We start from the raw sequence: 25,553 nt of genomic DNA on the forward strand, positions 1-25,553 counted from the left end.
ATCTGGATTTCTTTGACCAAGGAGGAACGCGACCATGCTTTTGCAGACCGTCCGTCCCAACATCGTGCAGGCGATACGCGCTTATCGGGTGGATGACCTGATGCGCGCGGCCCAGGAATCGGGCCAGCACTTCCTGTTCGCCAATCTGACTGAAGCCCAGTCCAAGCAGGACGTGCTCGAGGGCATTGCCACCTCGTTCTTGTTCCCCCAGCATTTCGGGAAGAACCTGGACGCGCTGTATGACTGCATGACCGACCTGGTGCACAAATCGGGCCAGCAGCCCGGCTTTGTCGTCGTGTTGGAACAGTTGCCGGATAACTCGCGTTTCGACCGCGAATCCCGAGAACAGCTTCTGGACGTCTTCCGAGACGCGGCCGACTTCTGGGCCGAGCGGAAAATCCCGTTCAGATGTTTCTATTCTTTTCAGTAGCCCGCTCCCAAGAAAACGGGTCATGGGAGCGGGCTGCGGAAACGGCCCCCGAAAAACCGGCCAGCAAGGCCAGTACAAAAGCAGGCAGCAACCCCAGCTTCGGCATGAACATGCCGATGATGAGCAGCGCCTTCGACACCGCCATGTGGCAGAACGCCGCTTGAGTTGTGCACCCGGCCTCAGGGACACCTGAGGCCACCCGCCGAGCGGGTAGCGGGGCCGCGTGGCAGCGGCCCGGCGCTGGCCCCGGAGTGTGGTGCACCCGGCTCGGCGGATACGCCGAGCCGCCCGCCAAGCGGGTTGCGCAGCCGCCTAGGGGCGGCCAGGCGCCGGCTGCGCTCTGCGGCCTTGACGGTTGGTGAATGCAAACGGCCCGCGAATGCGGGCCGTTTGCATTGGTGCGTCTGCGTTGAGATCAGCGCGGCGGCAGCGACTGCGCCAGCGCAACGAATTCGGCCACAGGGACTTCTTCGGCGCGACGTTGCATGTCGAACGTGCCTTCAAAGCCTTGTTCATCCAGCCAGCGGCCGAGTGCGTGGCGCAACAGTTTGCGGCGCTGGGAGAAGGCAGCTTGCACCATGGCGCCGAAGCGGGGCAGGTCCAGCGTGGCGGGTTGCGGCAGCGGGATCATGCGGACGACCGCCGAATCGACCTGCGGTGGCGGGTCGAAACTTTCGGGCGGGACGTCGAGCAGGGACTCGATGTCGTAGCGCCACTGCAGCATCACCGAGAGCCGGCCGTAGGTCTTGCTGCCGGGGCCGGCGGCCATGCGGTCGACGACTTCCTTCTGCAGCATGAAATGCTGGTCTTCCACATGCTGCACGTGTTCGAGCAGGTGGAACAGGATGGGCGTGGAGATGTTGTAGGGCAGGTTGCCGACCACGCGCAGCTTGCCGCCCAGTTCGCCGGCCAGCGCGCTGAAGTCGACCTTCAACACGTCGGACTCGATCACGCTGAGGCCTTCCTGCTTGCGCAGGCGGGCGGCCAGGTCGCGGTCCAGCTCGATGACGGTGAAGGCCGGGCAGCGCTCGCGCAGCGGCAGCGTCAAGGCGCCCAGGCCAGGGCCGATCTCGACCACCGGCTGGCCCGGCTTCGGATCGATCGCGCGCACGATGTCGTCGATCAATCCAGCATCGGTCAGGAAGTGCTGCCCAAAGCGCTTGCGCGCCAAGTGCTTCATGACAGCCCCTCGTCCGACGGGTACGTCAGCCGATCCCCCACGGGGGCGAGCGCGGACGTGACTTGTCCGGGGGACAAGTCACGCCAGCAAGCGGCCAGCTTGGGAGCGGCCCGGCGCTCGACCCGCTTGAAAGCACGGCTCACAGCGGCGGCTCGCGCATCTCGATGAAGGCCTTGGCGCGCAGGTCGTCGATCCATTCGGCGTAAGCCGCGTCGAACTTCTTTTCGCGCAGCGCGGCACGGGCCTGCTCACGCGCCTTGATGGGGTCGATGGGGATCTCGCGGCGCTCCATCACCTGGATCAGATGCACGCCGTAGCGCGAGACGATGGGTGTGGAAATGCCGCCTGGCTGCAGCGCGTTCATCGTGATCTCGAACTCGGGCACGAAGGTGCCGGCCGCAGCCCAGCCCAGGTCGCCGCCACGCGAGGCGCTGCCGTCTTCCGAGTAGGCCTTGGCCAGGTCCTCGAAGCTGCGCTTGCCACTGAGGATCTGGGCGCGGAAATCGGCCAGCCGGCGCTGCGCGGCGTCCTGGGAAAGTTGTTCGGACGGCCGCAGCAGGATGTGGCGGGCACGGGTTTGGGTGACGGTGTTGACGTCCGCACTGGCGCGCGAGAGCACCTTCAGCAAGTGGAACCCGGCCGGGCTGCGCAGCGGCTGCGGCGTGACCGCGCCAACCGGCAGGTCCTTCACCGCGGCAACAAACAGGTCCGGCAACCTGTCGGTCGGGCGCGAGCCGATCTCGCCACCGCGCTCCTTGTTGTTGTCTTCCGAAACCGCCTTGGCGACCAGTTCAAACGGCTCGCCGCTCTGGAGCCGGCCCTGCACCGTCTTCATGCGGGCCTGGACTTCGGCCACCTGGGCCTCGCTGGGATTTTCCGGCAGGGTCAGCAGGATTTGCGCGAGGTTGATCTCGTTGCGCGTGGCCTTGGCGGCACGCTGCTCGGCCAGGTAGGCGTCGACCTCGGCGTCGGTGATCTTCACGCGCGAGTTCACCTCGCGCTCGCGGCTGCGCTCGGCCAGGATCTGGTCGCGCAGGTTGGCGCGAAAACGCGTGTAGTCCATGCCGTCGGCCTTGAGCCGCTCGCGCAGCTGCGGCACGGTCATCTTGTTGGCACTGGCGATGTTGTCGACCGCGCGGTCCAGCTCGGCGTCGTCAACCTTGGCGCCACTGTCGCGGGCATTGGTGATCATCACCCGCTCGTCGATCAGCTGTTCGACCACTTCCTTGCGCAGCGCGGCGTCGTCCGGCAGCTTGGCGCCAGAGCGCCCTGCCTCTTCCTTGGCCCTGGCGATGCGCTGCTCAACCTCGACCTGGGTCACCAATTCGTTGTTGACCACGGCCACGATGTAGTCCGCGGTGCGGGGTGCGGGAATCACCGGTGCAGGCTTGGTGCCCACGCGCTGGGCCATCGCACCCAGGTGAGGAAAGGCCAGCGCAGCCATCAGCGGCAGCAGGCGGAAGAGGGAACGCGAGGAAGACATCATGGATTCACCGTGGACGGTGGCGCTGCGTTGTCATCACGCAGCAGCCGGTAACCGGGGATATTGTCCTTCAGGACCTGCAGCGGGTTGCTGCCCAGGCGGGACAGGCCGACCAGCTCCAGCTGGATCATCAGCCGCTTGGTGGCTTCGGACTGGCCGGTGGAGACACGCTCCGCCACCACCCGTGCGATCCAGCAGCCTGCGTCGTATTCGAGGCCGACGATGGAATCGGTGGTGCGGTGGTCCTTCAGGCTGTAGTTGACGCGGCCCACACCATACAGCGTGCCCTGGCAGCTGCCATCCGCAGTTTGCGCACCCTTGCCGCTGAACAGCGGCCATTGGTAGCCGAGCTCGAACTGCTCGCTCAGGCCGCGCGAGTAGCGATAGGTGCCGGCCAGCGTGTGGAACGGCGCCGGGTTGTAGCGCATCGAGATGATGGAGCGCACCGTGCGGCCGAGGTCGGGGTTGTACTGCAGCGTGGTGTCGGTCCGCCAGTCCTGCCCCAGCCGGCCGGCGGCGAACACCAACAGGTCCGAGACATGGTTGTCGCTGGCCTGGCCATCGGCCGTCAGTTTCTGGTCGCGGAACTGGAAGCGCTGCGCGGCGCCCAGGCTGAAGCGCTCGACGCCGGTGTCCGGTTCTATCCAGCGGGTGCTGGCGCCCAGCGTGATCTGGTGCGCGTCGCTGACGCGGTCAATGCCGGTGAACTCGTTGTCGGCGTAGATGGACAGCGAGTTGAAGTCACTGGCTGCGGTGTCGAACAGCGGCAGCGCATCCTGGCCATGCGTGGGCGTGTTCAGGTAGTGCAGGCGCGGCTCCAGCGTCTGCACGAAGCGGGTGCCGAACCAGGTCGAATCGCGCTCGAAGCGCAACCCGCCGTCGATGCTGGCGGTGGGGATCACGCGGTGGGCGCGGGTGCGGCCGTCGGTCATCGGCTCGTCGGTGTCGTAGGCCGCGGCGTTGACCGCCAGGCGGGGCGTCAGCCAGCCCCAGCCGAAGTCGTAGGGACGCGCGACGGCACCGAGCGCATGCACGCGGCTGCCCTGGGGCCGCGTGTCGCCGGCCGCCCGGTCGTTCAGCGTGAAGCGGTTGGCCTCGGTCTCCAGGTCGAAACGCAGCGACTGCCAGCCCACGTTGCTGAGCCGCGCGCCGATCTGCGGCGCGCGCTGGTACGGCACCTCGATGGGCGTGTCCACATCCTGCAGCACCCGCCAGTCCTGCACCCGGGCATAGACCGACAGGTTGCCCTGGTCCACCGCCCACGAGCGCCAGACGCCCGCCTGCTGTGGCAGCAGCCGCGGCGCCAGGCTGGGCAGCAGGCGCGAGAAGTCCTTCCAATAGCGGTCGTCGGAGGCGTCTTCGTAAGCCAGCTCGTAGCGCACGCCGTTGTCCAGCGCGCCTTCGTGCTCGGCCTGCACCGAGTAGCGGCGGGTGTCGGTGGTGCGGTCTTCCGGCACCCAGTGCAGCTCCAGCCGCCCACTGTCATTGGGCTGCAGGTAGCGGAATTCGCTGCGCAGCGCGGTGCCGCGGCGCGACGAGAGCACCGGCGTGAGCATCAGGTCGTAGTTCGGCGCGAAGCGCCAGTAGTACGGCACCGAAAAGCCGAAGCCGCCTCGGCTGTCGAAGAAGTCGATCGTCGGTGGCAACCAGCCGGACTTGGCCGCGTCGCTGGTCGGAAAGCTCATCGACGGCAGCGCCAGGATGGGCACGCCCAGGAAACGCAGCACCGCGCCGGTGGCCTTGCCTTCGTTGGCATCGAAGTCCAGGTCCAGCTTGTCCATGCGCAGCTCCCAGCCGGGTTCGCCATCGGCCTCGCGGGTGCAACTGCTGTAGTTGGCGTTGTAGGCGGTGAGCTGCTGCGGGCCGGTGAAGTCGATGCGGCGCGCGTTGCCACCGGCGGCGGTGCGGGCGAAGTAGTAGGTCGGCTCGGTCACGTAGCCGGTGTGGCTGTCCAGCAGCAACTGGGCCTGCTCGCCATTGAACATGTCGCCGCCGCTGCTCAGCCGCACCTGGCCGCTGGCCATCACCAGGCGCTGGGCCTGCAGGTAGCGCAAGGTGTCCGAGGTCAGCAGCAGGCCACCGCGGCGCAGCTCCACATCGCCCAGCGCCTGGGTTTCCTGGTTGAGCTGGCTGTGCACTTCGCGCGCTGTCAGCTGCACCGGGCTGTCGCTGCTGCCATCGATGGGCGGCTGCGGGTTGACCTTGCCGGGCCGGGACTGGGCGGGCGTGGTCAGGGCCGGCGCAGGCAGCGCGGCAGCGGTCGACTGGCCCCAGGCCAACGGCGCCACGCCAAAGGCCAGCGCCAGCCCGGCGGCCAGCGGCAGCCAGGCGAAGGGCGCAGGACAGAGGCGGCGGGAGCGGCGGGGGGCAGGCAGCGGGAGAAACAAGCGCGGCAACTCGCGGTGATGTGCAAGCCCCACCGGTCGCGGCAAGCGGCTCAACACAGGGCAGGCCGGCAGCGGCCGCCCGGGGCGTCATTAGAATGAAGATTATCCATGAGCCCTGCCCGGCCGCCCCAAGCGGCCCGCACCGAAGCCCTTCCAGGCGAAGGCGCCAAGGTGTGAACCCTGCCGCGGCAGGCCGTGGCCAGCCGGCATGCCCTGATGACACCTGAACCCCCCGCCCCCGCTTCGCCCCCCGTGGCCCCCGTGCAATGCCCCGCCCGCATCGCCTGGGGCAATGCAGGCCGACGCCTGGCCTTCGAGCAATGGCTACAGCCGCTGGTGGCCTCGCACGGCCTGCAAGTGGCCAGCCTGGAGGCCGCCTCGGCCGACGCCAGCTTCCGGCGCTATTTCCGCATCCAGGCACAGCCGGCCGGCATGCCGCTTTCCACCCTGATCGTGATGGACGCGCCGCCGCCGCTGGAAGATGTGGCGCCGTTTGTGCAGGTTGCCGGGCTGATCCAGCAGGCGGGACTGCACGGCCCGCAGGTGCTGGCCTGCGACGCCGAACAAGGTTTCCTGTTGCTCAGCGACCTGGGCCGCACGCTGTACCTCGACGCCCTGCAGGCCGAGGACTGTGCCCAGGCCGACAAGCTGATGCGCGACGCGATCCGTGCGCTGGTGCAGTGGCAGGGCCATGTCGACGCGACACCGTTGCCGCCGTACGACGACGCGCTGCTGCGCCGCGAGCTGGCGCTGTTCCCCGAATGGTGCGTGCAGCGCGAATTCGGCATCACCTGGACAGCCGAGCAACACGCCCGCTGGCAGTTGGTGTGCGACCGGCTGGTGGCCAGCGCGCTGGCGCAGCCCACCGTGGCGGTGCACCGCGACTGGATGCCGCGCAACCTGATGGTGGCCGACCCGAACCCGGCCATCCTGGACTTCCAGGACGCCGTGCGCGGCCCCATCAGCTACGACGTGGCCTCGCTGCTGCGCGATGCCTTCCTGTCCTGGGACGAAGAGCAGGAACTGGATTGGGCCGTGCGCTACTGGCAGGCCGCGCGCAAGGCCGGGCTGCCGGTGGACGAGGACTTTGGCGAGTTCTGGCGCCAGCTCGAATGGATGGGCCTGCAGCGCCACCTGAAGATCCTGGGCATCTTCTGTCGCCTGAAGCACCGCGACGGCAAACCGCGCTACAGCGAAGACCTGCCACGCTTCTTTGCCTACGCGAACAAAGTGGCGCTGCGCTACCAGCCGCTGAAGCCGCTGCTCGCGCTGATCGAGCCGATGCAACAGGCCAAGCTGAGCACCGGCTACACCTTTTGACATGGCGCACCCCCGGCCTCGCGGGTACGCGAGACCACCCGCCGAGCGGGTTGGCTCAGCGCCCTTGGGGCGGCCCTGCGGGCGCTGAGCTCGCGTCAGCCACGGTTTCAAGTGCCTTGACGCAGTCGGCCGCAAACGGGCGTGTCTCGCAACCGGCTGCGGCCAGCCACGGGTCCCGGTCCTCGCCGCCAAATGCCTCGACCAGGAAATCGCGCAGCGCGCGGGTGCGGGCCGGCAGGTGATGGCGCGTGGGCATGCACAGCCACAGCGTCTGGCTGTAGAGCCGCCATTCGGGGATGACACGCTCCAGCGCATGCTCCATCAGCGCGTCTTCGGCCACGAAGGACGGCAGGCCGGCAATGCCCAGGCCAGCCAGCGCAGCGGCGTAGTTGGCGTCCACATGCAGGGTGCTCAACACGCCGCGGCGCGGCACCATGTGGACCACGTCCGGCCCGGCGTCGCCCTCCTTCGCGCCGCATCGGTAGAAGGTGACGCCGCGTGTCACCTCTGAAGCCGGCGGGATCAGCATGTCGTGCTGCTTGAACTCGGCCGGGTGCTGCGGCCGGCCGCGTTTGTCCAGGTACTCGGGCGAGGCGCAGCAGATCACCTCGGTGCGCGCCAGCCGGCGGGCCACGAACTGGCCGTCCAGCGGCTTGCGGGTGTGCACCAGCGTCAGGTCAAAGCTCTCGTCGACCGCCTCTACCGCGCCGGGTGCGGTGATCTCCAGCGTCACGTGCGGGTACAGCGCATGGAAGCGCGGCAGCAGCTTGGCGATCTGGTGCACGGCGAAGGCCGGCGCGGTCAGCAGCCGCACATGGCCGCGCGGCTCGTGCACCGAAGCCGAAGTCATGGCCTCGGCTTCGTCGATGTCGGCCAGGATCTGCCGCACCCGCTCCAGGTAAGCCTCGCCGGTTTCGGTCAACGACAACCGGCGCGTGGTGCGGTTCAGCAGCCGGGCGTCAAGGTGCGTCTCCAGCTCAGAAATCAGCCGGGTCACGACGGCCGGTGCCAGGTCCAGCGCGCGGGCCGCGGCAGCCAGGCTGCCTTCGTCGACGACACGGGCAAACACCCGCATGGCGCGCAAGGTGGGCATGCAAGCACTCCAGGAATTCAAAGACTGAGGGACCGGCAGCGCCGTTTCGATTGTTTGCGAAACGAGAACACTGCGTGTGCGCAAACCTTATTTATTCCTTCGATCCAAATCTCTACAGTTCAACCCTATCGGCACTAACCCTGGGCCGAAACGAAAGGAACTCAGATGACCCGCTTCTCCTCCGCTTCCATGGTTGCCGGCCTGCTGCTGGCATCTGTCGCCACCCTGAACGTGGCCCAGGCCGCCGACAAGGCCGACCAGCCGCGTACCCGTGCCGAAGTGCTGGCCGAACTGGCCCAGGCCCGCGCCAATGGCGAAATGAACTTCGCCGACCAGGAAGTCATGCAGACCCCGCGTCGCGTCCGCGTCCAGGCGCCCACCGCGTTTGCTGCCAGCACCCCGGCGACCACCAAGACCCCCGACACCGAAACCAAGACCAGCGCCCAGTGAGCGCGGGGCAACGGCAGCTTGGTCCCCGAGGGCCAGGTCTGCCAGACACGCCAGAACCAAAGCGGGCTTGAGGCCCGCTTTTTCACGTCCTGAGCCGGCAGCTGCCCTTGACGGCCACGTTCAGGGATGGGCCGCGATGACCTCGGCCACCGCCGCCGTCAGCCGTGTGCCGTAGCCAATGTGCAGGAACTCGTTGGGCCCGTGCGCATTGCTCTTCGGACCCAGCACGCCGCAAACCATCATCTGCGCCTTCGGGAAGCCCTGCTGCAGCAGGCTCATCAGCGGGATGGTGCCACCCTGGCCGATGTAGCCCAGCGGTGCGCCGAAGTGCCTGCGCGAGGACTGGTCCATCGCCGTCTCCAGCCACGGCGAGAGTTCAGGCGCGTCCCAGCCGGTCGCCCCCCATTGGCCCACGCGGCCATCCGGCACGAAGGTGACCTTGGCGTTGTAGGGCGCGTTGTCTTCCAGCAGCGCCTTCAGCTGCACCGCCGCCTCGTGGCCCTGCACCAGCGGCGGCAGCCGCAGCGAGAGCTTGAACGCGGTGTAGGGCCGCAGCACGTTGCCGGCGTTTTCCAGCGACGGCATGCCTTCCACGCCAGTGACCGACAGCGTGGGCCGCCAGGTGCGGTTCAGCAGCGCCTGCACCGGGTCGGTGGTGGTGGGCAAGGTCGCGCCGCCGTCGGCGCCGCAGGCCCAGGGGTAGCGCTTCCAGACCTCGTCGCCGAGGATGTCGGCCGTGGCCTGGGCCTGCGCCACGCGCGAGGCCGGCACTTCGCAGTGGAAGACCGGCGGCAGCAGCCGGCCGGTGGCGGAATCTTCCAGCCGGTCCAGCACCTGCCGCATGATGCGGAAGCTCGACGGCACCAGCCCGCTGGCGTCGCCCGAGTGGATGCCCTCGGTCAGGATCTCGACCTTCAGCGCGCCGGTGATGTTGCCGCGCAGGCTGGTCGTCAGCCACAGCTGGTCGTAATTGCCGGCGCCCGAATCCAGGCAGACCACCAGGCTCACGTCGCCCAGCCTGTCCTTCAGCTGTTCCAGGTACAACGGCAGGTCGAACGAGCCGGATTCCTCGCAGCTCTCGATCAGGCCGACGATGCGCGGGTGCGGCGCATGCTGCGCCTTCAGCGCCTCGATCGCGCTGACTGCGGCATAGACCGCGTAACCATCGTCCGCGCCGCCGCGGCCATAGAGCTTGCCGTCCTCCAGCTTGGGCGTCCACGGGCCCAGGTCCGAGCGCCAGCCGTTGAACTCGGGCTGCTTGTCCAGGTGGCCGTACATCAGCACCGTCTGCGTGCTACCGGGCTTGGTCGACTCGACCTCGAAGAAGATCACCGGCGTGCGGCCTTCGCCGCGGATGACCTCCAGCTTCAGCCCCGGCACCTTGCGGCCCTCGACCCAGGCCGCGGCGTCGCGCACCACGCGGTCGATCAGGCCGTGCGCGGCCCAGTCGGGGTCGAACATCGGGCTCTTGGCCGGCACTGCGATGTAGTCGACCAGGTTCGGAACGATGCGCTCGCTCCAGGCCTCGGTGACGAACCGATTCAGTTGTGCCGAATCGAGGCCGGGCAGTTTTTCAGGTGCATTCATGGTGTGAAGCCTCCGGCGCGCCGGGTGCCGGCGCGGTGCTGGACGGGAACGGGCCGGATCGGCCCTGTGGCAGCGCACCCCAACGGGCGCCAACCCAGTATTCTGCGCTTCCCGTGCCAGCCCGAACCGAGGCGGGGGCTCAGGCGACGGCGGCCATGGGTGCCGCCACCGCGCCACGCCGGTCCACCGCCTGCAGCCAGGCCAGCAGGGCAGAGACGACTTGCGCCCGTTCGGGCTCGTTGAAGATCTCGTGGGCCAGGCCCGGCCACTCGCGGGTGCGCACCAGCGCCGGCGCATGTTGCGCGAAGCGCGCGCTGCCGGCCGGGGCAACGCAGCGGTCCGCACCGGCCCACATCAGCAGCGTGGGCACGCGCCAGCGAGAAGCCAGCGCTTCGACAGCCGGGCCTTCATCACGCACGAAACGCGCGAGCCGGCCGCTGATGCGGTCATGCACCAGCGGGTCGTCGCGGTAGGCCTGCACCACCGCCGGGTCGCGGCAGATCCAGTCGGCATCCAGGCCGTTGTTGACCGCCAGCGATGGCGAGAGGGCGCAGACCAGCGAGACCAGCTTCTTCTGGAACGCACTCATGCCGCCATCCAGCGCGGGCGACGACAGCACCAGCGCGTCCACCGTGCGTGACCATGCGGCCGGCTGCGGCTGCAGCGCCTCGGCGACGAAACGCCCGGCGACCAGTCCGCCCAGACTGTGCCCGAGCAGCACCCGTGGCGCGCCGGCCGGGGCTTCGGCCGAAACCGCGTCCCAGAGGCCGCCGAGGTCGCTCAGCAAACTGTCGTCTGCCGCGATGCGCCCCAGCGCACCTTGCGAACGCCCGTGGCCACGCTGGTCGTAGGCCTGCACCTGCCAGCCCTCGCCGGCCAGGGCCTGCGCCAGCGCCTGGTAACGGCCGGCGTGTTCGCCCAGGCCGTGCACGATCAGCAGTTGCCCGCGCGCCGGGCCTGTGGGCTGCCATCGGTAACGCTGCAGGTTCAGGCCGTCCGGGCTGCGCCAGGCCGGCGCGAGGAATTCTGGGAGGGTGCTCATCGAGGCAGTCTACGAGGCGCCAACGCACAGGCCCTTGGCGTTCACCCGCACAGGGCGCGACCTGCGAAGCCAAAAGCAGGTCCCGGCAAGCCAGGTGCCTGAAGCGGCAAAAGCCGGGGCACGCTTGCAAACGCAGGCTTCGTCTGACATCCGCTTTCACTTCAGGCTTCTTTACGCCCAGCAACGGAACATCCGGGTTTGCCCGCAGGTCTATCTCACGGCAGTGCCAAAAAACCGAGGCCCGCAACGATCTCGCCTCGCAGGCACCGCGCTTCGCAGCCACCCGGCTGTGCAATACAGAAAGGCATCACATGACTCGCTTCTTCTCCCGTTCCCGTGTTGCGGCCCAAGGCCTGCCTGCCGGCTCGGCGGCATCTCGCCCCGGCCAGCCGCAAGTGCTGCCGCTGGTGACGCGGCGCCGCGGTCGGCGTGCCGCGCAACTCGGCGTGGCCTTGCTCGGGCTTGCAGCGCTGGGCTTTGCCGCCAGCTCTCGTGCCGAGGGTCTGTACCTCGGTGGCAGCCTGGCGGTGCCGCAGTGGCACGGGCCTGTCAACGGCAGCGATGGCGACAACCAGGGCGTGGGCGTGAACCTCTACGGCGGCTATTCGTTCACGCCGAACTGGTCACTGGAAGCAGGCTACATGAACCTGGGCCGCCTGAAGGGCGACGTCGACGGCCTCAGCACCTCGGCCAAGGCCCAGGGCGGCTACCTGGATGCGGTGGGCACGCTGCCGATCGGCGAACGCTTCTCGCTGCTGGGCCGCCTCGGCTACGCCGGCGCGAACCTGAAGACCACCGCGGGCGACGACCACGGCAACGGCCTGAAGCTGGGCGCCGGCGTGCAGTACGACCTGAGCAAGCAGGTGGCGCTGCGCGGCGAATGGAACCGCTACCGCTTCGATGCTTTCTCCGACCATCAGGACGTCGACCAGTACAGCCTGGGCGTGAAGGTCGGGTTCTGAACGCCGCGCTCGCCTTTCGCGGCGAGCGCTACTTCGAGAACTTGAACACCGCGACGCTGGCTCGCAGGTTGGGCCAGCGCCGCACGACGCGCCCGCCCTGCAACCCGAAGCTGTCCTCGATGTTCAGCCCGTTCTTGCGCGCCAGCACCTCGAAGTCGGCCAAAGTGCCAACCCGGATGTTCGGCGTGTCGTACCACTCGTAGGGCAGCGCGCGTGTCACCGGCATGCGGCCGCGCACCACGCTGAGCCGGTTCGGCCAGTGGGCGAAGTTCGGGAAGCTGACGATGCCGATGCGGCCCACGCGCGCCGTCTCGCGCAGCATGCGCTCGGCATTGCGCAGGTGCTGCAGGGTTTCGAGCTGCAGCACCACGTCGAAGCTGCGGTCGTCGAACAGGTCCAGGCCTTCTTCCAGGTTCAGCTGGATCACGTTGACGCCGCGCTGCGCACAGGCCAGCACATTGGCGTCGTCCAGCTCGATGCCGTAGCCGCTGCAGCCGCGATGCTGCTGCAGGTAGGCCAGCAGCTCGCCGGTGCCGCAGCCCAGGTCGAGCACGCGCGCGCCTTCGGGTACCAGGCTCGCAATGACCTCCAAGTCTTTTCGTTCACTCATGCTGCAAACCCCTTGACCTGAAGCGGCACGTTCGCGGTCTCGGCCGCGATGCGCTCGAAATACGCCCGCATCACGCCGTGGTAGCGCGGGTCTTCGAGCAGGAAGGCGTCGTGGCCATGCGGCGCAGCAATCTCGGCGTAACTCAGGTCCACTCGGTTGTCCACCAATGCCTTGACGATCTCGCGCGAACGGGCCGGCGAGAAGCGCCAGTCGGTCGTGAAGCTGACCAAGAGGAACTTCTTTTCGCGCGCCACCGCAAACGCCCGCGTCAGGTCGCCGGCATGCGTACGGGCCGGATCGAAATAGTCCAGCGCGCGGGTGATCAGCAGGTAGGTGTTGGCGTCGAAATAGTCGCTGAACTTGTCGCCCTGGTGGCGCAGGTAGCTCTCGATCTGGAACTCGATGTCCTGCGTGCTGTAGCTGGGCGCGCCGTTGCGCAGCTCGCGGCCGAACTTGGCCTCCATCGAGTCGTCGCTCAGGTAGGTGATGTGGCCGATCATGCGGGCCACGCGCAGGCCGCGCTTGGGCACCACGCCGCGGGCATAGAAGTGGCCGCCGTGGAAATCCGGGTCGGTCACGATGGCGCGCCGCGCCACCTCGTTGAAGGCGATGTTCTGCGCCGACAGGTTGGGCGCCGTGGCCACCGCCACGCAGTGGCGCAGGCGCTCCGGGTAGCGCAGCGTCCAGGCCAGCGCCTGCATGCCGCCCAGGCTGCCACCAAGCACGGCCGCCAACTGCGTGATGCCCAGGTTCGCGATCAACCGCGCCTGCGCGTCCACCCAGTCTTCCACGGTGACGACAGGAAAGTCGGCGCCATACGGCTGACCGTTTTTCGCCGGGTTCGGGTCGGTGTGCATCGGCCCGGTCGAGCCGAAGCAGGAGCCGGGGTTGTTGATGCCGATGACGAAGAACTTGTCGGTGTCCAGCGGCTTGCCGGGCCCGATCATGTTGTCCCACCAACCCTCGCTTTTGGGCTCGCCCGCATGCAGCCCCGCCACGTGGTGCGAGGCATTCAGCGCATGGCAGACCAGCACCGCATTGCTGCGTGCGGCATTCAGTGTGCCGTAGGTCTCGTAGACCAGCGTGTAGTCGGCCAGCTGCGCGCCGCTTTGCAGCGGCAGCGGCTGCTCGAAATGCATTTGCTGCGGTGTGACGACGCCCAGCGAAGCCATGTTGCAAACCCCAAAACAAGAACACCCGGCACCGCACAAGAAGCGGACACCGGGTGACTGTTGGGTCGGGGCGTCCCTCTTTAGCGGCATTTCTTCGGGACGGCCCCTCGGCTTCCCGGCGCCCGCAATCCGGAACAAATCGGCGCCAATGGAAGGAGTTTAGCAGCGCGGCAACCTGCCATGCCCGCTGCGACGGTCACTCGGCGATCAACCCTTGATGCTGCAGGCGCCCTGCAGATGCAGAGCAACGGAGCCGTCGGGTGCCGCATCCCCCGCCCAGCCATCCGGACTTTGAATTACTGAACACTCGGCCAATAATGCCCCATGCCACGCCCGTCCCAAGCCGTTGACCAAGCTTTGCTGCAGAGCGGGCTGGCGCTGTATCCGCAGGTGGGGTGCGCGGGCTTGTCGCTGCGAAAGGTGGCAGAACATGCGGGCACGCAGCCGGCGATGGTGCATTACCACTTCGGCAGCAAGCAGGCGTTCCTGAGGGCTGTGCTGCAGCAGTGCTACGAGCAGTTGTTTGCGCAGATGAGCGCGGGCAGTGCGGCTGAGGGGACAGCAAGGCACCGGCTGCGCACGGCCCTGCTGGCGCTGGCGGGGTTCCTGCGCGAGCACCGGGCGCTGATTGCGCGGCTGCTGATGGATGCGGCCCAGGGCGAGCCGGTGGTGCACAGCTTTCTGCAGGCCAATGCGCCGCGCCACCTGGGGCTGGTGATGCGCCTGCTGGGCGAGGTCGCGCTGAAGCCCGGAGTGTTGCCGATGCAGGCGTTTGCGTTCCTGATGGGCTCGGTCAATGCGCCGTTGCTGGTGGCATCCGGCGCCTTGCACATTGGCGTGGTGCCGGGTGTGCTGGGCGAGCAGCTGGCAGCGCAGGTGGTGAGCGACGCGGCGCTGGCGCAGCGCGTGGACCTGGCGCTGGCGGCACTGTGCGCAACCGAGGAGGGTTCGCCCGATGACAAGGTTTGATCCGAGATCCATTGGCGCAACGGCGGCGCTGGCGCTGCTGTTGACGGGCTGCCAGAAGCCGCCGCCGGCCGGTTGGTCGGGCTACGTGGAGGGCGACTACGTGCTGGTGGCCGCGCCGGTGGCGGGCACGCTGACCAAGCTTGCGGTGCAGCGCGGTCAGACGGTGGCGGCCGGCGCGGCGCTGTTCTCGCTGGACGACGTGAGCGCCCGTGCGGCCAACGACGAGGCGCAGGCCCGTGTGACTGCGGCACAGGCACAGGCCGACAACGGCCGCAGCGGCCAACGCACGCCGCAGCTGGCCGTGACGCAGGCGCAGTTGGCCCAGGCCCAGGCCGCGGCGCAGCGGGCCGACACCGAGCTGCAGCGCCAGCAGCAGTTGGTGGCGCAGAACTTCATCTCGCGCTCGCGGCTGGACGACGCGGTGACCACCGCACGGCAGGCGCACGATCATGTGGCCGAGCTGCAGGCCGCGCTGCATAGCGGTGAGCTGCCTGCCGCCCGGCCCGAGGAACTGAAGGCTGCGCAGGCCAACACCGAGGCCGCGAAGCAGGCGCTGGCGCAGGCCGCCTGGCGCGCGCAGCAGGCCCGGCAGAGCGCCCCGGCCGCCGGCCTGGTTGCCGACACCTTCTTCCGCGAAGGCGAATACGTGCCCGCAGGCCAGCCGGTGCTGTCGCTGCTACCACCCGAGCGCCGCAAGGCCCGCTTCTACGTGCCCGAGGCCGAACTGGGCGGACTGCGCGTGGGCCAGGCGGTGAGCCTGGGCTGTGACGGCTGCGGCGCGCCGATTGCCGCGCGCATCAGCTACCTGTCGCCACAGGCCGAGTACACGCCACCGGTCATCTACTCGAACGCCCAGCGCGCCAAGCTGGTGTTCCTGGTCGAAGCGGTGCCGGCCGCGGCCGATGCGCTGCGGCTGCAGCCGGGGCAGCCACTGGATGTGCGGCTGAATAACGCCGCGAGTGCGGCCAGCGCGCCATGAGCACACCCGAAGCCAGCTTGGCAATCGACGTTCGCGGCCTGACCAAGCGCTACGGCCAGCACACCGTCGTCGACCAGATCGACCTGCAGTTGCGCCCCGGCCGCATCTGCGGCTTCCTGGGGCCCAATGGCAGTGGCAAGACGACGACCATCCGCATGCTGTGCGGGCTGCTGACGCCGGACGCCGGCGAGGGCCAGTGCCTGGGGCTGGACATTCGCCGCGAGGCGCTGGCGATCAAACGCCAGGTCGGCTACATGACGCAGCGCTTCGGGCTGTACGAGGACCTGTCGATCCGCGAGAACCTGGACTTCATCGGCCGGCTGTTCGAGCTGCCGGACCGCAAGCGCCGCGTCGACGAGGGCCTTGAGCGCCTGGGCCTGGCCAGCCGCCAGCGCCAGCTGGCCGGCACGCTCTCGGGCGGCTGGAAGCAGCGCCTGGCGCTGGCCGCCTGCCTGCTGCACGCGCCGCGTTTGCTGCTGCTGGACGAGCCCACCGCCGGGGTGGACCCGAAGGCGCGGCGCGACTTCTGGGACGAGATCCACCGCCTGGCCGCCGAAGGCATCACGGTGCTGGTCTCGACCCACTACATGGACGAGGCCCAGCGCTGCCACGAGCTGGTCTACATCGCCTACGGCAAGCTGCTGGCACGTGGCAGCGAGCGCGAGATCATCGAAGGTGCGAAGCTGAGCGTGTGGGCCGTGCAGTCGGACCGCGACGACCCGGCCGCGCTGGCGCCGCTGGTCGCGCCCTTGAAGGCGGCACCCGGCGTGCAGAGCGTGGCCTCGTTCGGCAGCGCGCTGCACGTGGCCAGCCAGGACCAAGCGGCGCTGAAGCGTGCCATTGCGCCGTTCGAGCACCAGCCGGGCCTGCGCTGGGCGCCGGCCGAGGCGTCGCTCGAAGACGTGTTCATCAGCCTGATCTCGCAGAGCCCGGACAACTTCGGCAGCGGCGCCGCGAGGGAGAAGGCATGAAGAGCAAGAGGTTCAGCGTCGCCAGGATGTGGGCCATCTTCCTGAAGGAATTCCAGCAGATGATGCGCGACCGGCCGACCTTCGCAATGGCGGTCGGCGTGCCCATCCTGCAGCTGGTGCTGTTCGGCTACGCGATCAACACCGACCCCAAGGGCCTGCCCACCGCGGTGGTGAGCCACGACAACGGCACGATGTCGCGCAGCCTGCTGGCCACGCTGCAGAACACCGGCTATTTCAAGGTCATTGCCCAGCCCGCCAGCGAAGCCGCCGGCGACGCACTGGTGGCCGACGGCGAGGTGCAGTTCCTGATCGTCATCCCGCCGGACTTCAGCCGCCGCCTGGTGCGCGGCGAGCAGCCTGCGCTGCTGGTCAGCGTGGACGCGACCGACCCCTCGGCCGCCGGCAATGCGCTGGCCGCGCTGTCTCAGCTGGGCAGCACCGCGCTGCAGCGCGAACTCAGCGGCCCGCTGGCGCACCTGCAGCCCGGGCCGGCACCGTTCGAGATGCGCATCCACCGCCGCTACAACCCCGAAGGCCTGTCGCGCTACAACATCGTGCCGGGCCTGATCGGCACCATCCTGACGATGACGATGGTGATGCTGACCGGGCTGGCGATGACGCGCGAACGCGAGCGCGGCACGATGGAAAACCTGCTGGCAACGCCTGTGCGCCCATTCGAGGTGATGGCCGGCAAGATCCTGCCGTACATCCTGGTGGGCTACATCCAGCTGGGCGTCATCCTCTCGGCCGGGGCCTTCCTGTTCGAAGTGCCAATGGAAGGCAGCCTGGCGCTGCTGATGGTCATGATCGGCGTCTTCATGCTGGCCAACCTCGCCGTGGGCTTCACGTTTTCCACGCTGGCCAAGAACCAGATGCAGGCGCTGCAGGCGACCTTCTTTTTCTTCCTGCCGTCGATGCTGCTGTCGGGCTTCATGTTCCCGTTCCGCGGCATGCCGGTCTGGGCCCAGCACCTGGGCGAGCTGCTGCCGCTGACGCACTTCCTGCGCATCGTGCGCGGCATCCTGCTCAAGGGCAACACCATGGGCCAGGTGCTGCCGGAGCTGTGGCCACTGCTCGGTTTCCTCGTCGTCGCAGGCACCGTTGCCTTGGCGAGGTACCGGCAGACCCTGGATTGAGGCAAGAAACACCAATTCCCACGCCCCGCCCCGCTGGCATACTCGCCCCGCCCACTCCCTTCGCCCTCGGAGAGCCTTTGATGATTGCCGCCGAGCCGCCGCCCGCAGACGCCCTGTTCCAACAGCTCTACCAGGACCTGCGCCGCCTCGCCCGGGCCCGGCTGCGCCGCAGCGAGGACATCACGCTGCTGGACACCACGGCGCTGGTGCACGAGTCCTACCTGCGCATGCAGCAGCAGGAAGATGCAGCACTGGCGCAGCTGCCGCCAGGGCAGTTCCTGGCCTATGCCTCGCGCAGCATGCGTTTCGTCGTGATCGACTTCGTGCGCCAGCGGCATGCCGAGCGGCGCGGCGGCGGGCAGTTCCAGGTCACGCTGAACACCGAGATCGGCGACTCGCTGGCGGTGGACGACAGCGAGGTGCTGCGCATCCACGAAGCGCTGGAAGAGCTGGCCCAGGTGGACGAGCGGCTGGCCCGCATCGTCGACATGCGCTGCTTCGGCGGGCTGGACGAGGCGACGATTGCCGACGCGCTGGGCATCACAGACCGCACCGTGCGCCGCGACTGGCAGAAGGCCAGGCTGATGCTGAAGGCCGCGCTGGCCTGAGCGGCTGAGCGTCTTTCGGCCATGCCCTTGCCCGCTGCCGACCTGGCCCGGCTCTCGCGCCTGCTGGACCAGGCCCTGCCGCTGAACGAAGCCGGCCGCGAGGCCTGGCTGGCGAACCTGCCCCCGGAAGATGCCGACCTGCGCGTGCTGCTGGCCGAACTGCTGGCCGACGACGCCGCGCCGCTGTCGCGCGAAGCCGTGGCACCGGTTGGCCTCTCCCGCACGGCCAACCCGATCGCGCTGCTGGACCGGCTGCCGGCCATGGCCGCGACTGCCGCGCGCCAGGCGCTGGGCCAGCCGGCCAACGAGCGCAACAGCCGCGTCGGCCCCTATGGCCTGCTGCGCCGCATTGGCGAAGGCGGCATGGGCGAGGTCTGGCTGGCCGAGCGGGTCGACGGCGGGCTGCAGCGCGAAGTGGCGCTGAAGCTGCCCGCGCGCCCGGCCGGCAGCGACCCGCAGCGCCTGGCGCGCCGCTTCGAGCGCGAACGCGACATCCTCGCCGCGCTGGAGCACCCGCACATTGCGCGCCTGTACGACGCCGGCATCGCCCCCGACGGCCAGCCCTACCTGGCGATGGAATACGTGGACGGCCAGCCGCTGACCGCCTGGAGCGAACAGCAGGCGCTGCCGCTGCGCGCGCGCATCGAGCTGTTCCTGCAGGTGCTGCAGGCGGTGCAGCACGCGCACTCGCAGCTGGTGGTGCACCGCGACCTGAAGCCTTCGAACATCTTCGTCAACCGCGAGGGCCAGGTGCGGCTGCTGGACTTCGGCATTGCCACGCTGCTGGCCGACGAAGCCGAGCCCGGTCACGGCCCTGCGACCGAATGGGCCAACGCGCCAATGACGCCGAACTACGCCTCGCCCGAGCAGATCGCCGGCGAGCCGCTGGGCACTGCGTCGGACGTGTATTCGCTGGGCGTGGTGCTGTGCGAGCTACTCAGCGGCCAGCGGCCTTACCGGCTGGCGCGCGCCAGCCGCGGCGCGCTGGAAGACGCCATCCTGCACACCGAACCGAGCCGGCCCAGCCAGCTGGTGGGCGCCGAGCAGCCGCTGCTGCGGCGCGAGCTGCGCGGCGACCTGGACACCATCGCCTTGAAGGCCTTGCGCAAGGCGCCGGCCGAACGCTACGTGTCGGCCGAAGCCTTCGAGCAGGACCTGCGGCGCTGGCTGCGTCATGAGCCGGTGCTGGCCCACCCCAGCCACTGGACCTACCGCACGCGCAAGTTCATGCGCCGCCATGCGCTGCCGGTGGCCGCCGGCGCGGTGGCCACGCTGGGCCTGGCCGTGGGCCTGGGCGTGGCGCTGCACCAGGCCGAGGCCGCGCGCCGCCAGGCCCAGCGAACGCTGGCCGTGCAGGACTTCCTGATCGGCCTGTTCAACGAGGCCGACCCGGCCCACGCGCAAGGCCGTGAGCTGTCGGCGCACGACCTGCTGGCGCGCGGCGAGCGCGAGCTGACGCGCCTGGCCGCCGAGCCCGATCTGGCCGCCCAGCTCGGCGGCGTGCTGATGACGCTCTACGGCAAGCTGGGCGACGGCGTGCGCGCGCTGCCGCTGGCCGAACAGCAAGTGGCCTGGGCACTGCAACAGCACGGCGCCGGCAGCATGGCCCACGGGGACGCCTTGATGGCCCTGGGGCGCATCCACACGATGCTGGATCATCACGAACAGGCTTTGGCCACGCTGGCCCAGGCCGACGCCGTGCTCGCGCAACACGGCGAAGCGCGGGCCGACGCGAGGCTGACGCTGGCGATGATGAAGGCCGATAACCTGCAGGCCCTGCTGCGGACCGGCGAGGCACTGACGCTGGCGCAAGACACCTTGCAGCGGCTGCTCGCGCGGCATGGCGCGCAGCACTGGACGGTGATCAAGGCCGAGGTGCAGGTGGCCACCCAGCTGGCCGCCACCGGCCAGCTGGCCAGGAGCCGTGAAGCCCTGCAGCGGCTGGCCCCGGCGCTGGCGCGCGACTGGCCCGAGCAAGGCCTGGAGGCCACCGAGCTGCGGGCCGACGTGGGCTATGCGCTGTGGCAGCTGCGCGAGTTCGAGGCCAGCGGCGAGCTGCTGCGCCAGGCGATTGCCGAGCTGGAGCGGCTGGCCGGGCCGCGCAATGCCGGCACCATCCAGGCCAGCCGCACGCTGGGCATGCTCTACATGGACAGCGGCCAGTACGCCCGCGCTGCCGAAGTGCTGCGCAGCAACGTCGCCCGCTCCCGCACTTTCTACGGGCCTGGTGACAGCGAAACGGCGCTGAACCTGTCCTTCCTGGTGCTGCCGCTGTACCGCACCAATGATGTGGCCGGTGCGCTGGCCGCCGCGCGCGAGGCCTGGCAGCTGGTCAGCGCGGGGCCGGGCACCTTGTCCGGCTCGGAGCAGCGTGGCGTGCGGCGCCGCTTCGCAGGTGCGCTGCTGGCCGCCGGCCAGACCTCGCAGGCGCTGGCCGAGTTTGCCGCGCTGGCAGACGACGAACGCGCCGCAGGTGGCCTGGACACCCGCCATGCCACCACCTTGCTGCTGCAGGCCGGCGCGCTGAACACCGCTGGCCAGCCGCGCGAGGCGCTGGCCAGCGCTGAGGCCGGCGCTGCGCTGTTCGGCCGCAGCGACAACTCAGCCGGCCGCCTCGGCCGCGCCAAATGCCTGATGGTCCAGACGCTGGCCCTGGTGGCGCTGCAAAGGCCGGATGAAGCTGCGCAAAGCCTGGCCGAGGCCGAACGCCTGTTCAATGCCGAACTGCCGGCCGCCCACCCGGACCGCGAACTGCTGCCCTGGATACGTTCCACCTTGTTGCAGGCCGGCGGCCAGACGGCTGCCGCCGAAACGATGCGCAACCAGGCCAGTGCACGCTACACCGAGCGCTCAGGCGGCACATTGCCGGAGCGGCCGAGCTACGTGTTCTGAAGCGGCTCTGAAAATACTTTCGGAAATCCCCCCATCGGAGGGAGACAGCGCATGTCCGGTTTTGCCTCCGGGGCGCGAATTGATAGGTAAGCACCTCAACAAACACCCGGTGCTGATTCATCGATTCACACCCTCGGAGATCAACATGAAGACCCGCATGACCACCCGCCAGCAGCTGACCCAATCCGCGCTGGCCGCCCTCGCCACCATTGCCACGATGACTGCCTTGGCCGCCGCTTCTGGCGCCCACGCACAGGACATGGCGACTCAAGCCGAGACGATGTCGGCGCAGGACGAGGCGCTTTCTGCCCAGCTTGACCCGACCCCGCAGATCCTCGACACCACCTCGATGACCGATGACCATTCGGTCAACGTGCCGACGGGCTGGTGGACCTACACCAATGTCAGCGCCGCCTCGATCGGCACCTACCTGAGCCAGAACAACGCCCGCCTGACCGAGGTCAAGGTCTACGGCGTGAGCAACGGCACGCCGACCTTCAGCGTGCGCATGGTGGCCAACAGCGGTGCCTACGCGGTGCCCGGCTGGTGGTGGTACTACGGCCTGACGGCGGCCGATGTGACGGCCAAGGTGAATGCCAACACCGCCCGCCTGATCGACCTGCAGCCTTACGACGCAGGCGGCGGCACGATCCGCTACGCGGCCGTGATGGTCTCCAACACCGGCAGCGCGGCGCGCGCCTGGAGCTACCTGATGGGCGTGAGCACTTCGCAGATCAGCACCCAGATCACCAACAGCGGCCACCGCCTGATCGACCTGGACAGCTACGTCGAAGGCGGCGTGAAGAAGTACAGCGCAGTGTTCGTGGCCAACACCGGCGCGGATGCCAAATCCTGGCAGTGGTTCTACGGCGTGAGCCCGGCCACCATCGCCAGCAAGGTCTCGGCCTTCCAGGGCCGCATCGTCAAGCTGGATCGCCACAGCGACGGCACCTACAACATGATCCAGGTGAAGAACACCGGCAGCGACGCCTCGGCCTGGTGGTACCAGTACGGCTTCGCCTCGATGGCCGACCTGAACAACTACGCGCTGCAACTCGCCTCGCGCCCGGTCGACATCACGACCTACAAGGACGCCAACGGGACCCGCCGCTACGACGCCGCCTTCATCGACAACGCCAACACCAGCACCCGCCGCATGCGCAGCGAGTTCGCCCCCACCTTCCTGGACGCCAACGGCAACCCGACCAAGGGCATCTTCGAGGCCTATCTGAAGGAAGTCAGCGGCAGCGTGAAGGTGGACCTCAACGGCAGCCGCCGTGCCGAGACCGCCAGCTCGTTCAAGTCGGTTCACCTGCTGCATTCGATGCGCCAGGTCGCCGCCGGTGCGGACACGCTGGCCTCGGCCTTCAGCTACTACGAGTACGACCCGGTCAAGGGCAAGGACGCCTGCCCGAACCCGGCGCTGGAAACCGCCGCCAACCTGCGCACCAACTACAACTTCGAGACCGGCCTGGACCAGATGATGGCCATTTCGGACAACCGCACCACGCGCGGCACGGTGATCCGTTACGGCGGCTTCACGCCCTTCAACAACACGGCCGCCGCCACCGGCCTGACGGGCACCACGCTGCGCCACAACATCGGCTGCGGCTACAAGAACCTCAGCACCGGCAAGTACGACCCGACCAACATGCGCAACGACACCACGGCGAGCAACCTGGCGCGCATCTACGAAGGTGTCTGGAACAGCACCCTGCTGAGCAACAACTTCAACGCCCGCACCGAGTTCCTGGAATCGGCCAACCCGTCCAGCGGGGTCGACCCCACCTTGCAGGCCGTCATCAACGAGGAGGCGGCAGCCCTGGGCAAGTCCGCGATCGCGGCCAGCTTCGGTGCCAACATCAAGCGTTGGGGCAAGGGCGGCAGCTACGGCACCTGCCTGCCTGACAGCAACGGCGCCTGCGGGCAGAAGGTCACGATCCGCTCGGGCACCGGCCTGATCAGCCTGCCCTTCAAGAGCGGCGGCGTGATCGCGCCCAAGGTCTACAGCTTTGCCCGCCTGATCTCCGACGTGCCGGTCTCCTGCTGGAACTGCACCGAGGAAACCAACTACGTCAACGCCTACAACGACGCCTCCAACGAGCTGTACCGCGACGAGATCCGGGCCGCACTGAAGACCTGGTAAGCCCTCCGAAGGCAGCCCCCGCTGCCGCCCTCCCCGGCCGCCGGCCTGCGCTTTGCAGGCCGGCTTTTTTGCGCCAGTGCGGCGCGCGGCGGACTATCCTCAAGCCCATGGCCGAACTGCCCCGCCCCGCGCGCCCGTGGTCCGAATTGCTGCCGCAGGTCAGCCGGCGCGATCTGCTGCACGGCGCAGGCGCGCTCGCGCTGAGCAGCGCTGCCATCCAGGCGAAGGCCGCAGACACGCCGCCGGCCGGCCCGCCACCCGATCACCCGTCCCGGCGCACCGGCCTGCAAGGCCAGACCGACAGCGTCAACCACGCCGCGCATGCCTGGCGCGACCACCCCGAGGACGCGCGCGAGGCAGTGGCTGAGCGCGACCCCGAGATCGAGGACCTGGTGGTGGTCGGCGCCGGCATCAGCGGCCTGGCCGGCGCCCATCTCTTCCGGCAGCACGCTGGCCGGCCGGTGCGCGTGCTGCTGCTGGACGCGCTGGACGACCTGGGCGGCCATGCGCGGCGCAACGAGTTCGTCTCGCGCAGCGGCCGGCGGCTGGTGGGCTATGGCGGCTCGCAGTCGCTGGACTCGCCCGGCCTGTTTTCGCCAGCCATGCACACGCTGCTGCAGGACCTGGGCATTGAGCTCAAGCGCTTCGAGACCGAGTTCTACGACAGCGGCTGGGCCGAGCGCCACGGCCTGCGCAGCCACGGCCTTTACTTCGGCGAGGAAGCCTGGCCGGACGCCGCGCCGGGCGCGAGCCGGCTGGTGCTGCCCGGGCCGGACGAAGCCGCCGGCGCCTGGCTGGCCCGCACGCCGCTGCCGCCCCGCGCGCAGGCCGATCTGCAGGCCTTGCTGGCCACCGAGCCACCCGCGCCGCTGCGCCGCCCGCTGCCCGGCTCGCGCGCAGCCCGCCGCCGGGCGCTGGCCGCGCTGCGCTACGACGACTTCCTGCGCCGCCACTGGCAGGTGCACCCCGCCGTGCTGCGCTACCTGCAGGCCAACACGCAAGGCTATTTCGGCGTTGGCACCGACGCCACCAGCGCGCTGGACGCCTGGGCTGGCGGCCTGCCCGGCTTCGCCAGCCTGGACCTGGGCAGCGCACCCGATCGCCTGCAGTCGCCCAGCGGCCGCCACCTGATGGCCGGCACCGACCGCTACATCTACCACTTCCCCGACGGCAACGCCGGCCTGGCCCGCGCGCTGCTGCGTCGGCTGATTCCCGCTGCTCTGCCGGGCAGCGGCATGGCAGGCCTGGCCGATGGCGTGCTGCAGCATGCCGAACTGGACCGTCCCGACAGCCCCGTTCGGCTGCGGCTGCAGTCCACCGTGCTGGGCCTGCGCCACCTGGGCCCGCCAGCGCAGGCCGAGCTGGTCGAGCTGCGCTATGTGGACGCCGGCGGCAGGCTGCGCACCGTGCGCGCCCGCCAGGTGCTGTTGGCCTGCTGGCACCGGGTCATCGCCCGGCTGACCGACGAGCTGCCCGCCGCGCAGACCGCGGCGCTGAACGACCAGGTCAAGGTGCCGCTGCTGTATGCCAACGTGCTGCTGTCCAACTGGCAGGCCTTTGCCCGTGGCGGCCTGGACGCCTTCAGCGTGGCGGCCGGCTTCTGGGCCGAGGCGGGGCTGGACTTCCCGGTGCGCATGGGCACGCTGGGCCCGCCGGACGATCCCTCGCAACCCATCCTGCTGCACCTGGCCAAGGTGGTGGTACCCGGGGACGGCCAGCCGGCCCGCGCCCAGGCCGCGCAGGGCCGGTCCCAGCTGCTGGGCTGGGACTTCGACTTCCTGGAGCAGCAAAGCCGCGCGCTGCTGCAAGGCGCGCTGGGCGGCTTCGGCTTCGACCACACGCGCGACATCGAAGCCCTGACCGTGAACCGCTGGGCCCACGGCTATGCCTATGAATACATGCGGCCCTGGGATGCCTGGTGGCCCACCGGCCCGCTGCCTTGCGAAACCGCCCGTCGCGGCTGGGGCCGGGTGCAGATTGCCAATTCGGATGCGGGCGCCTATGCCTACGCCCACAGCGCGGTCGACCAAGCCACGCGCGCGGTGCAGGCCCTGTTGCCGCATGCCAGCTTGCCGCGCTGGCATGCCGGGCCTGGCCCCGAGATGCCACTTCTGACGCGGCGCTGACGCCAGTTTC

The 25,553-nt window shown here is 69.1% G+C and carries 21 protein-coding genes; 12 read left to right on the forward strand and 9 right to left on the reverse strand.

Features of this window, described 5'->3' with window-relative positions; translation table 11 throughout:
- Window positions 1–34 precede the first annotated feature (34 nt).
- The gene (locus LRH25_RS05315; RefSeq protein WP_141288262.1) at window positions 35–430 is read left to right on the forward strand and encodes a barstar family protein; all 396 of its coding nucleotides are present in this window, start codon (window positions 35–37) and stop codon (window positions 428–430) included.
- Here the strand turns inward: LRH25_RS05315 and LRH25_RS05320 are convergent.
- The 4 genes from LRH25_RS05320 to LRH25_RS05335 all read right to left on the reverse strand — a co-directional run bounded on the left by LRH25_RS05320 (window position 405) and on the right by LRH25_RS05335 (window position 5,480).
- Window positions 405–575, reverse strand: coding sequence for a hypothetical protein (locus tag LRH25_RS05320; RefSeq protein ID WP_170200914.1), 171 nt, complete (start codon window positions 573–575; stop codon window positions 405–407). The genes LRH25_RS05315 and LRH25_RS05320 overlap by 26 nt on opposite strands.
- A 270-nt stretch (window positions 576–845) precedes the next feature.
- Window positions 846–1,610 (reverse strand): 16S rRNA (adenine(1518)-N(6)/adenine(1519)-N(6))-dimethyltransferase RsmA, encoded by a 765-nt coding sequence (rsmA, locus tag LRH25_RS05325; protein ID WP_141288261.1) that lies wholly within the window; start codon window positions 1,608–1,610, stop codon window positions 846–848.
- A gap of 139 nt (window positions 1,611–1,749) precedes the next feature.
- A complete protein-coding gene (locus LRH25_RS05330; protein WP_231010314.1) occupies window positions 1,750–3,093 on the reverse strand; it encodes a peptidylprolyl isomerase in 1,344 nt (447 codons plus the stop codon).
- Window positions 3,093–5,480, reverse strand: a complete 2,388-nt coding sequence (locus tag LRH25_RS05335; protein WP_231010321.1) for an LPS-assembly protein LptD — start codon at window positions 5,478–5,480, stop codon at window positions 3,093–3,095. The genes LRH25_RS05330 and LRH25_RS05335 overlap by 1 nt, the downstream gene beginning before the upstream one ends.
- 216 nt (window positions 5,481–5,696) lie before the next feature.
- On the opposite strand from LRH25_RS05335, the gene LRH25_RS05340 reads away from it, so the two are divergent.
- On the forward strand, window positions 5,697–6,800 hold the full coding sequence (locus LRH25_RS05340; RefSeq protein WP_141289836.1) for an aminoglycoside phosphotransferase family protein: 1,104 nt from the start codon (window positions 5,697–5,699) through the stop codon (window positions 6,798–6,800).
- A 55-nt stretch (window positions 6,801–6,855) separates the two neighbouring features.
- Here the strand turns inward: LRH25_RS05340 and LRH25_RS05345 are convergent, their stop codons facing one another.
- Window positions 6,856–7,893: a LysR family transcriptional regulator gene (locus LRH25_RS05345; protein ID WP_141289837.1), complete on the reverse strand. Its 1,038-nt coding sequence runs from the start codon at window positions 7,891–7,893 to the stop codon at window positions 6,856–6,858.
- 165 nt (window positions 7,894–8,058) lie between these two features.
- Here LRH25_RS05345 and LRH25_RS05350 point away from each other — a divergent pair, with 165 nt between their 5' ends.
- Window positions 8,059–8,343 (forward strand): DUF4148 domain-containing protein, encoded by a 285-nt coding sequence (locus LRH25_RS05350; protein WP_141289838.1) that lies wholly within the window; start codon window positions 8,059–8,061, stop codon window positions 8,341–8,343.
- Window positions 8,344–8,463: 120 nt separating this feature from the next.
- Here the strand turns inward: LRH25_RS05350 and LRH25_RS05355 are convergent, their stop codons facing one another.
- Window positions 8,464–9,930, reverse strand: coding sequence for a M20 family metallopeptidase (locus LRH25_RS05355; protein WP_141289839.1), 1,467 nt, complete (start codon window positions 9,928–9,930; stop codon window positions 8,464–8,466).
- A 139-nt stretch (window positions 9,931–10,069) separates the two neighbouring features.
- Window positions 10,070–10,972 carry an alpha/beta hydrolase gene (locus LRH25_RS05360; RefSeq protein WP_231010329.1) on the reverse strand — a complete coding sequence of 301 codons (903 nt, stop codon included), beginning with the start codon at window positions 10,970–10,972 and terminating at the stop codon, window positions 10,070–10,072.
- Between the two features lie 311 nt (window positions 10,973–11,283).
- Between LRH25_RS05360 and LRH25_RS05365 the strand changes: the two genes are divergently transcribed.
- Window positions 11,284–11,934 carry a porin family protein gene (locus LRH25_RS05365; RefSeq protein WP_141290020.1) on the forward strand — a complete coding sequence of 217 codons (651 nt, stop codon included), beginning with the start codon at window positions 11,284–11,286 and terminating at the stop codon, window positions 11,932–11,934.
- 28 nt (window positions 11,935–11,962) lie between these two features.
- Here the strand turns inward: LRH25_RS05365 and metW are convergent, their stop codons facing one another.
- Complete coding sequence (metW, locus tag LRH25_RS05370; protein ID WP_141290021.1) at window positions 11,963–12,544, reverse strand: methionine biosynthesis protein MetW; 582 nt, start codon at window positions 12,542–12,544, stop codon at window positions 11,963–11,965.
- On the reverse strand, window positions 12,541–13,716 hold the full coding sequence (gene metX, locus LRH25_RS05375; protein WP_141290022.1) for a homoserine O-succinyltransferase MetX: 1,176 nt from the start codon (window positions 13,714–13,716) through the stop codon (window positions 12,541–12,543). The genes metW and metX overlap by 4 nt, the downstream gene beginning before the upstream one ends.
- A gap of 324 nt (window positions 13,717–14,040) precedes the next feature.
- On the opposite strand from metX, the gene LRH25_RS05380 reads away from it, so the two are divergent.
- The 8 genes from LRH25_RS05380 to LRH25_RS32985 all read left to right on the forward strand — a co-directional run bounded on the left by LRH25_RS05380 (window position 14,041) and on the right by LRH25_RS32985 (window position 25,543).
- The gene (locus tag LRH25_RS05380) at window positions 14,041–14,685 is read left to right on the forward strand and encodes a TetR/AcrR family transcriptional regulator (protein ID WP_141290023.1); all 645 of its coding nucleotides are present in this window, start codon (window positions 14,041–14,043) and stop codon (window positions 14,683–14,685) included.
- Window positions 14,672–15,664 carry an HlyD family secretion protein gene (locus LRH25_RS05385; RefSeq protein ID WP_231010332.1) on the forward strand — a complete coding sequence of 331 codons (993 nt, stop codon included), beginning with the start codon at window positions 14,672–14,674 and terminating at the stop codon, window positions 15,662–15,664. Before LRH25_RS05380 ends, LRH25_RS05385 begins: the two co-directional genes overlap by 14 nt.
- Window positions 15,661–16,635, forward strand: coding sequence for an ABC transporter ATP-binding protein (locus LRH25_RS05390; RefSeq protein ID WP_231010334.1), 975 nt, complete (start codon window positions 15,661–15,663; stop codon window positions 16,633–16,635). Before LRH25_RS05385 ends, LRH25_RS05390 begins: the two co-directional genes overlap by 4 nt.
- Window positions 16,632–17,771, forward strand: a complete 1,140-nt coding sequence (locus LRH25_RS05395; RefSeq protein WP_141291467.1) for an ABC transporter permease — start codon at window positions 16,632–16,634, stop codon at window positions 17,769–17,771. The genes LRH25_RS05390 and LRH25_RS05395 overlap by 4 nt, the downstream gene beginning before the upstream one ends.
- 80 nt (window positions 17,772–17,851) lie before the next feature.
- Complete coding sequence (locus LRH25_RS05400) at window positions 17,852–18,379, forward strand: ECF-type sigma factor (RefSeq protein WP_141291469.1); 528 nt, start codon at window positions 17,852–17,854, stop codon at window positions 18,377–18,379.
- A gap of 21 nt (window positions 18,380–18,400) precedes the next feature.
- A complete protein-coding gene (locus LRH25_RS05405) occupies window positions 18,401–21,271 on the forward strand; it encodes a serine/threonine-protein kinase (protein WP_231010336.1) in 2,871 nt (956 codons plus the stop codon).
- A 145-nt stretch (window positions 21,272–21,416) separates the two neighbouring features.
- Entirely contained in the window at window positions 21,417–23,417 is a 2,001-nt protein-coding gene (locus LRH25_RS05410) for a serine hydrolase (protein WP_141291036.1), read from the forward strand.
- Between the two features lie 107 nt (window positions 23,418–23,524).
- Entirely contained in the window at window positions 23,525–25,543 is a 2,019-nt protein-coding gene (locus LRH25_RS32985; RefSeq protein WP_310742413.1) for an NAD(P)-binding protein, read from the forward strand.
- Window positions 25,544–25,553 lie beyond the last annotated feature (10 nt).

The sequence above is a fragment of the Ideonella azotifigens genome (assembly GCF_021043325.1).
Classification (GTDB): Bacteria; Pseudomonadota; Gammaproteobacteria; order Burkholderiales; family Burkholderiaceae_C; genus Ideonella; species Ideonella azotifigens.